General features: G+C 37.7%; 1 protein-coding gene. It reads left to right on the forward strand.

The genetic code is table 11. From position 1 onward, the window contains the following. Positions 1 to 606 precede the first annotated feature (606 nt). On the forward strand, positions 607 to 945 hold a 339-nt coding region (locus ACFINZ_RS10105), incomplete at its 3' end, for a hypothetical protein (protein WP_375701441.1).

Consider the following 945-nt stretch of genomic DNA (forward strand, 5'->3'; position numbering starts at 1 on the left):
GTGATAGGTCAGTTAAGAAAATGATTTAGAAATTGAAAGAAAAGATGGAGCCGTAAGATACTGATGACATCACGGAATGCAGGAGAAGGGAACAATGAAGAGTTTTTTATATCCTTTGTTTGTGTTGTTTGCAGAGCTATGATTTTTGCTCTTTCGTTAAGAAGGTGCATTCATGAGTCAAAGGTAGCATTTTGTTGCAGTGACGGTGGTGTTATTATTGCAGTGTATAACACTATTATAACATGTTCGAAATTCTATAGCAAAATGGTAAGGGAATTGAAAAAAGTGATAAAACCATGCCTCAGAGCGCTTGAGAGATTCTTAAAAATGGAGCAGTTATGAGATCTAGGAAAAGAAGCCTCGTTTGAACGATCTTTAAGAGGTAAACAGACAAGGATAAGTTGGCCTATGGGGGTAAGTTTGTTACGGAGAGATAAGTCTGTGAAGGGTAAATTCGTCATTACGGAGGAAGCTTTCATAGGACTAAATATGCGGATTGATGGAGGCGCAGTTATGAGGTTCGTTATGGAAGAAGTAAGAGGAAAATAAAGGGGAAAGTGCAGTTTCTGCTCGGGATTTATATTTTCTTTCGTTTAAAAAACAAGGGTGTTTTCGTTGAAAAATTATACATTGAAAAATAATAAAAAAGCGTCTCTCAAGTTTCTTATCACGCTCTCTATATTCCTCATTATAATGGTTGTAGGGTCTCCTGTTTTGGCAATGTCTCTCATGCATATATTGAGTGAAACACAGATGTTGGGTGGAGTCAGATGGAATGGTATTGGTTATCTGATATTTTTCCTCCCGGTTTTTCTCTGGGCCTGTATTTTTGTACCCCTCCCTATCTTGTGGGGGATAAACCGTTTGCGAGATCGTAAATTGAAAAAAAATATTCAGAAGCTGGAAGAAGCAATCTGTACAGGAGCTAAAATAAGCCGTTTACAG

The organism is Bartonella sp. AA81SXKL (genome assembly GCF_042196945.1).
Lineage (GTDB): Bacteria > Pseudomonadota > Alphaproteobacteria > Rhizobiales > Rhizobiaceae > Bartonella.